This is a genomic window from Roseicyclus sp. (assembly GCF_052168335.1).
Lineage (GTDB): Bacteria > Pseudomonadota > Alphaproteobacteria > Rhodobacterales > Rhodobacteraceae > Roseibacterium.
This window is the reverse complement of record NZ_JBQLZP010000193.1, coordinates 1-6,618: the sequence shown is the minus strand read 5'-3', so window position 1 is coordinate 6,618 and position 6,618 is coordinate 1. Positions and strand designations below refer to the sequence as shown.

Sequence of the window (6,618 nt, the reverse complement as noted above, 5' to 3'; positions counted from 1 at the left end):
TGTCCCGACGACGCTTTCTCGCAACCTCCTTCGCGGCCGCGCTGGCCGCGGGGCCGGCGTTCGCCATCGACGACGCCGCCACGCGCTCGGTCGTCCGCCAGCTCGAGCGGCAGGGCTTCGAGATCACGAGCGTCAGCCGCACGCTGCTCGGTCGCGTCCGCGTCGTCGCCCGGCGCGGCGACGTGGTCCGAGAGATCGTCTTCGACCCGAGGAACGGCGCGATCCTGAGGGACTACACCACGACGCGCAGCGGCGAGCCGCGCATCGGCCCGAGCCCCGAGAGCGACAACCCCGGGGAAGGCGGTGCAGGTGAAGACGGCGACGACGACGATGATGACGACGACGACGGCAACGACGATGACGGGGACGATGGTAGCGATGACGACAGTGACGACGGCGATGACGACGGCGATGACGGTGGGGACGATGACGACTGACCCCAACAGCGCCGGCTCCGGGCGAGGGGCATGCTGAGGCATCCCTGGCTCTTCGGCGCGATTCTCGCCGTCCAGTCGCTCTGCGGCTTCTTCTTCGTGTCCGACATCCTGCTGACCGTGCTGGGCGTGCCCTGGGGGCCGATCCCCTGGGCCTATCGCGAGATCATGGAGATCGGCGCGGCCTTCGGGCTCATCATCGGCGTCGTTCTGGGCGGCCTCCTGCTGCGCGCCTCGATCCAGCGCACGCGGCAGGTGGAACGCTCGCTCCGCGCGGCGTCGGGCGCGTTCATGGACCTCGTGGAGGAGCGCTTCGCGGATTGGGGCCTGACGCCCGCCGAGCGCGACGTCGCCCTCTTCGCGCTGAAGGGCATGTCCATCGCCGAGATCGCGGACCTGCGCAGCACCTCGCAAGGCACGGTCAAGGCGCAGACGAACGCCATCTACCGCAAGGCGGGTGTCAGCGGGCGGCCTCAGCTCCTGTCGCTCTTCGTCGACGAACTCATGGCCGATGCCGTGAGCGCCCCTGTCGTCGCGCTGCCCCCGCCTCAGGACACGTCGAGGGCGTAGGCCTCCAGCACCTCGAGCGGCACGATGTCGAGCGTGCGCTCGTGCGTCGCGGCCAGGTTCACGCGCGGGGCCACACCTTCGTCATGCGCCTGAAGGAAGCGCGAGGCGCAGAGGCACCACTGGTCCCCCGCCTTGAGACCGGGAAACGAGAACTCGGGCCGCGGCGTCGACAGGTCGTTGCCGACATACTTGGAGAAGGCGAGGAATTCCTCCGTCATCACCGCGCAGACGGTGTGGACACCGCGATCCTCGGCGCAGGTCTCGCAGCTTCCCGTGCGGAAGAAGCCGGTGACGGGATCGACCGAACACCTCTCGAGCGCCCGCCCGAACACGTTGACGGATCTGTCCATTTCGAACGGCATGACACGCTTCCCTTGATACACACACCCGACGGGCAAGCTAGCAGCCGTGCGGCATTGTGCAAATGCTAACGCCGCCAATCTACCCAGCGCCCATGAAAATCTCCGCGCGCAAGGATTTGCGGCGCGGGATCATGCGGCCAGAGCCGCACGGTCAGCGCCGCGCCGGGAGCCTCTCCATCCGCCTCGAAGGCCACTTGGGCGAGCGGCGCGTCCGGCGTGGCCGTTGCGCCCGCAGCTTCCAGCGCGGCGGTGCAGTCGGCCTGCGTCTCGGGCGGGAAATACTGCCAGGCGATGGTCGTGTAGACGACGTGGAGCCGCCCGGGCCGGGGCGTCGCGAGGCGGCGGGCGAGCCAGGGCGCGGCGTCCTCGGCGTCCGGCCTCCCGGCGGCAAGCGCGATCGCGCCGCGCGTCAGCGCCATGCGCTCGGGCTGGTCGGGCCAGATGTAGGACCGGAGGCGCAGGGCGTCGCCCGCGTCGGACGGGTCGAGCGGGTGGCGATCCACGCCGGCGCGGTCGGCGACGGCGACGGGGCGGGGCGGCGGCGGCATCGCGCGCCACTCGGGGCGGAGATGCACGACGCTCCCCTCCGCGCCCGCGAACCCCCAGGGCGTCTCGATGGCGAAGCGGTCGAGCGACAGGTTCAGCCCCGCGCTCGCGCCGAGCTCCGACAGCGCGAGCGGCATGTCGCCGGTGCGTCCTAGGAGCCACCAGATCGCGGGCAGGAGAACGGCCGAGCGGCGCACCTCGTTGGTCTGCGGCGCGCGGTCGAGCCAGGCCATGATCCGCTCCGGATGGCGGCCGAGTGCGCCCTCGACCGCGCGCCAGAGCGCGTCGTCGGACGCGGCGTTCGGCGGGTAGGCGGCGGCCAGGTCCGCGTCGAGCCCCTCGAGCACGAGCGCGTGGAGCGCCCCCGCGAGGCGGAGCGGCACCGACTGCCCGTCGGAGCTCACGTCGCCCTTCCACGAGAGGATGCGCGCGCCGGGTGCCGTGGACGCGTCGAGCCGCACCGCAATCAGCGCCATGAGCTGCCCCATGAAGGGCGAGCCGAGGCCCGCGCAGCTCTCGCCCTGGCGGCGGAAGGCGGCGCGGACGGCGTCCTCGGCGCTCACCGGAACTTGTCCATGAGCTTGCGGAGCGGCGTGCGGTCGTCGGGCGCGTCGCCGGTCGTCTCTCCGGGTGGCGGCGCCTCGGCCTTCTTCGGTCTGGGCGCGGCCCCGTTCCGGGCGGGCGCGGTCCGGAGCGCCACGGCGTTGAGGAAGCGCGCCCCGTCGCCCGAGGCGAGATCCGGCGCGCCGTCGGAGATGCCGCGGAGGAGGTCGTCGAGCCAGTCCTCGTCCGCCTTGGCGAAGTCCGACAGGACGTAGCCCGCAACCCGGTCCTTGTGGCCCGGATGCCCGATCCCGAGACGCACCCGCGCGTAGTCCGGCCCGATGTGCTGGTGGATCGAGCGCAGCCCGTTATGTCCCGCGTGCCCGCCGCCCTCCTTCAGGCGCAGCTTTCCGGGCGCGAGGTCGAGTTCGTCGTGGAACACGGTCACGTCGGCGGGCGTCAGCTTGTAGAAGCGCATGGCCTCGCCGACCGACTGGCCCGAGAGGTTCATGAAGGTCTCGGGCTTGAGGAGCAGCACCTTCTCCCGCCCCAGCGTGCCCTCGGTCAGCGCGCCCTGGAACTTGCCCCGCCAGGGCGCGAAGCCGTGGTCGGCGGCGATGCGCTCCACGGCCATCCAGCCGATGTTGTGGCGGTTGCCCGCGTACTTGGCGCCCGGATTGCCGAGGCCGACCCAGAGTTTCATGGCGCATCCTCCGATGCAGCGGTGATGCCAGCCCGCGCCGCGTTTGCCAAGGCTCGGCCGGACGTGTCAGGCTGCACCGGACCGGCCGAGGAGAGGACCGCCATGACCGAGATCCCGGAGACGATGCGCGCCCTCGTCGTGCCCGAGCCCGGCGCGGCGCCGAGGGTCGAGACCCGCCCCGTGCCCCGTCCGGGGCCGGGCGAGGTGCTGGTGCGGATCGCCGCCTCGCCGGTGAACCCCTCCGACCTCTCCACCGTCGCGGGGGAGTACGGCATCGGCTGGCCCTTCCCGCTGGTGCCGGGGCTCGAGGGAGCGGGGCGCGTCGTGGCGGTGGGCGAGGGGCTTTATGCGCGGGCGATGGTGGGGCGGCCCGTCTCCTGCGTCGCGGACAGGCAGGGGCTCTGGGCCGAATACGCCGTGACGCAGGCCGCGCGCTGCGTGCCGCTGCCGGCCGACCTGCCTCTCGGCTCCGCGGCGATGAGCTTCGTCAACCCGCTGACCGCGATGGCGCTGGTGCGGATCGCGCGGCGGGGCGGGCACTGGGCCGCCGTCTCGACCGCCGCGGGCGGCGCGCTCGGGCGGATGATCCGGGCGCGGGCGAAGGCGCGCGGGCTCAAGATCATCGATGTCGTGCGCCGCGCCGAGCAGGCCGAGGCGCTGCGGGCGGAGGGCGCGCGCCACGTCCTCTCGACCGACGCGCCAGATTTCGACGACGCGCTGGCCGAGCTCTGCCGGAGCCTGCGCTGCCGCATGGCATTCGACGCGGTCGGCGGCGCGCTGACCTTCCGTCTCGGGCAGGCGCTGGGCTCGGGCGGCGAGATCCTCGTCTACGGCGGGCTCGCGCAGGACGCGGTGCGGCTCCATCCCGGGACGATGATCTTCAAGGGGCTGACGGTGCGGGGCTTCTGGCTCTCGCGCTGGCTGATGGAGCGGAGCTTCCCCGAACGGCTGTGGATGGCCCGCGAGGTGACGCGGTCGCTCAGGGGCGGCTTCGCGGAGAGCCGGATCGCCTCCGTCCACCCGCTCGAGGAGGGGGCGGAGGCCCTGGCGGCCTACGCGGGCAGCATGAGCGCGGGCAAGGTCCTGTTCTCGCCCGACGGCAGCGTGACGGGGCTGGACGCGGGCCGTGCGGGGGCCACTTCGTGAGCGGTCGGACGACAGGGAGGACGCAAGCCCGGTGAACCCGCTCGAGGTCGAGATCAACGGCGTCTCGCTGCGCCTGCCCGCAGAGGTGACGACGCCGCTCCTGACGCGGAAGCTGCGCGAAGGCAGCTACGAGGCGGACGAGGCGCGCGCCGCCGAGGGCTGCGTGCGCGCGGGCTTCCGCGTGCTCGAGCTGGGCGCCGGGATCGGCTATGTCACCGCGCTCTGCGCGAAGCACACCGAGCCCGAGAACATCCTCGCCGTCGAGGCCAACCCGGCGCTGATCCCGGTGTTGGAGGACACGCTGGCGCGCAACGGGGCGGCGGGCGCGACCGTGCTCCACGGAGCGGTGGTGCCGCGCGCGGCGGAGGGCGAGATGGGCACCTTCCACCTCGCCGACCAGTTTCCCGCCTCGCGCCTCGCCGCGCGCGGGGCGCGGCATGTCGAGGTGCCGCTCGTGGGGTTCCACGACCTCCTGCGCGCGCACCGGCCGCACGTGGTGCTCATGGACATCGAGGGGGCGGAGGCGCAGCTCTTCGACCGGCCGTGGAAATGCCCGCTGCGCTTCTGCGTGATGGAACTGCATCCCCGCCGTTACCCGCCGCGCGCGATCAAGCGGATCGTGGACGCGATGTCGGCCATGTCGATGACCTACGATCCGGCGGTCTCGCGCGGCAAGGTGCTCGGCTTCCGCAGGGTCTGGGCCGAGGGGCGGGGCGCCGAGACGGACGAGGACTGAGCGGTGCGAACGGAAAGGGCCGCCCGGCCTCTCAGGCGCGGGCGGCCCCCTGATCCTTCGCGGTCAGGCCGTGGCGGGGATCACTCCTCCGCGTCGGCCTCGGCGGCTTCGGCGCTGACGAGGCCCGAGGGCGCCGACAGGTTCGCGATGACGAAGTCGCGGTCGATCGTGGGCTTCACGCCCTCGGGCAGCTCCACGTCCGAGATGTGGATGACGTCGCCGATGTTGCGGCCCGACAGGTCCACGGTGATGTGGTCGGGGATCTCGCCCGCGACGACGATCAGCTCGACCTCGGGGCGCACCACCGTCAGCACGCCGCCGCGCTTCAGGCCCGGCGCCTTCTCGTGGTTGATGAACTCCACGGGGATGTAGAGGTTCACCTTCGAGGTGCGGCGCAGCCGCATGAAGTCCACGTGCGTCGGCAGGTCCTTGACCACGTCGCGCTGCACGCCGCGGCAGATCACGCGCACGTCGTCCTGTCCCTCGACCTTCAGGTTGAAGAGCGTCGAGAGGAAGCGGCCGTCCTTGAGGCGCTTCAGAAGGGCGTTGAACGGGATCTGGATCGCGAGGGGATCCTTGCCACCACCGTAGACGACACCGGGCACCTTGCCTTCGCGGCGAGCCTGGCGGGCGGCCCCCTTGCCTGTCCCCGCGCGTGCCTCGGCGATAAGATCGGGAATCTCACCAGCCATTGCATTTCTCCATGTAAGAGGGGCCGCCTCCAAGGGTGTCGGGCCCCGATGAAGCCGCGCGTATAGGCGAGATCGGGCCGAATGAAAAGACGGAAAGAAGGCGCTCCCCGGCCTCCCGCTTGTGCGCCGACGCGGCCCGTGGCAGAGCCCGACCATGCCCGTCCTCGCCGCCCTCCGCACCTCCCAGAGACCTGTCCTCGGCTTCTTCGCGCTGGGGCTCGTGTTCGGCAGTTTCGCCGCGCTCCTGCCCGTGCTCAAGGCGCAGATCGGGGCGGACGACGCGCTCTTCGGGCTGGTGCTGCTGGGCAGTCCCATCGGCCTCGTCCTCACGCTCTGGCTCGCGCCCGTCTTCGACCGGAGGCTCGGGGCGCTGTCGCTGCCGGTCGCGGCGGGGCTCTGCGGGCTCGCGATGCTGGTGCCGGGGCTGGTGACGGCGCCCTTCGCCTTCTTCCTCGGGATGGTGCTGGTGGGCCTCCTGTCGGGCACGCTCGACATCGTGTCGAATTCCCGCGTCTCCGAGCTCGAGGCGCGTCACCGCGCGCCCTTGATGAACGCCAATCACGGGATGTTCTCGGTCGCCTACGCCGCCGCCGCCGTGGCCACCGGCGCCGCGCGCGAGGCGGGGCTCGGGCCGGCCGGGATCTTCGCCGCCGTCGCGGGTGTCGTCCTCCTCCTGTCGCTCCGGATGCGGACCGAGATCGCGCCGCTGCCCGAGACCGGGCCGCGCCCCGACGGAATGCCGGGGCTGGCCGTCGCGCTCTGCGGCGGCATCGTCCTCGTCGCCTTCTTCGTCGAGGCCGTGGTCGAGAGCTGGTCGGCCCTCCATGTCGAGCGCACGCTGCAAGGTGGCGCGGCGGAGGGCGCCTTCGGTCCCGCGATCCTCGGG

Annotated in this window: 8 protein-coding genes and 1 pseudogene; 5 read left to right on the top strand and 4 right to left on the bottom strand. The window is 72.2% G+C overall.

All coding sequences use genetic code 11. From position 1 onward, the window contains the following. Both ACTS11_RS06045 and ACTS11_RS06040 read left to right on the top strand, forming a co-directional pair. Positions 1-437: hypothetical protein (locus ACTS11_RS06045; RefSeq protein ID WP_442639435.1), on the top strand; the 437-nt coding region annotated here is incomplete at its 5' end. Between the two features lie 30 nt (positions 438-467). Next, positions 468-1,004: a helix-turn-helix transcriptional regulator gene (locus ACTS11_RS06040; RefSeq protein ID WP_442639434.1), complete on the top strand. Its 537-nt coding sequence runs from the start codon at positions 468-470 to the stop codon at positions 1,002-1,004. On the opposite strand, the gene ACTS11_RS06035 is transcribed toward ACTS11_RS06040, so the two are convergent. From ACTS11_RS06035 to pth, 3 genes are all read right to left on the bottom strand, one after another. Beyond that, complete coding sequence (locus ACTS11_RS06035) at positions 983-1,354, bottom strand: DUF2237 family protein (protein ID WP_442639433.1); 372 nt, start codon at positions 1,352-1,354, stop codon at positions 983-985. The two genes, ACTS11_RS06040 and ACTS11_RS06035, sit on opposite strands and share 22 nt — an antisense overlap. A 77-nt stretch (positions 1,355-1,431) precedes the next feature. Next, a complete protein-coding gene (locus ACTS11_RS06030) occupies positions 1,432-2,475 on the bottom strand; it encodes a DUF2332 domain-containing protein (protein ID WP_442639432.1) in 1,044 nt (347 codons plus the stop codon). Continuing rightward, positions 2,472-3,158, bottom strand: coding sequence for an aminoacyl-tRNA hydrolase (pth, locus tag ACTS11_RS06025; RefSeq protein ID WP_442639431.1), 687 nt, complete (start codon positions 3,156-3,158; stop codon positions 2,472-2,474). The genes ACTS11_RS06030 and pth overlap by 4 nt, the downstream gene beginning before the upstream one ends. A gap of 102 nt (positions 3,159-3,260) precedes the next feature. Between pth and ACTS11_RS06020 the strand changes: the two genes are divergently transcribed. Both ACTS11_RS06020 and ACTS11_RS06015 read left to right on the top strand, forming a co-directional pair. After that, positions 3,261-4,304: a zinc-binding dehydrogenase gene (locus ACTS11_RS06020; RefSeq protein ID WP_442639430.1), complete on the top strand. Its 1,044-nt coding sequence runs from the start codon at positions 3,261-3,263 to the stop codon at positions 4,302-4,304. Between the two features lie 31 nt (positions 4,305-4,335). Then, the gene (locus ACTS11_RS06015; protein WP_442639429.1) at positions 4,336-5,040 is read left to right on the top strand and encodes an FkbM family methyltransferase; all 705 of its coding nucleotides are present in this window, start codon (positions 4,336-4,338) and stop codon (positions 5,038-5,040) included. A gap of 80 nt (positions 5,041-5,120) precedes the next feature. Here the strand turns inward: ACTS11_RS06015 and ACTS11_RS06010 are convergent, their stop codons facing one another. Beyond that, a complete protein-coding gene (locus ACTS11_RS06010; protein WP_442639428.1) occupies positions 5,121-5,732 on the bottom strand; it encodes a 50S ribosomal protein L25/general stress protein Ctc in 612 nt (203 codons plus the stop codon). A gap of 154 nt (positions 5,733-5,886) precedes the next feature. Here ACTS11_RS06010 and ACTS11_RS06005 point away from each other — a divergent pair. Beyond that, positions 5,887-6,618, top strand: a pseudogene (locus ACTS11_RS06005) (MFS transporter); the annotation flags it as partial.

Coding starts and splice junctions, on each gene's coding strand:
- ACTS11_RS06040 (WP_442639434.1), top strand. CDS start 468: ATGCTGAGGCATCCCTGGCTCTTCGGCGCGATTCTCGCCGTCCAGTCG.
- pth (WP_442639431.1), bottom strand. CDS start 3,158: ATGAAACTCTGGGTCGGCCTCGGCAATCCGGGCGCCAAGTACGCGGGC.
- ACTS11_RS06020 (WP_442639430.1), top strand. CDS start 3,261: ATGACCGAGATCCCGGAGACGATGCGCGCCCTCGTCGTGCCCGAGCCC.
- ACTS11_RS06035 (WP_442639433.1), bottom strand. CDS start 1,354: ATGGACAGATCCGTCAACGTGTTCGGGCGGGCGCTCGAGAGGTGTTCG.
- ACTS11_RS06010 (WP_442639428.1), bottom strand. CDS start 5,732: ATGGCTGGTGAGATTCCCGATCTTATCGCCGAGGCACGCGCGGGGACA.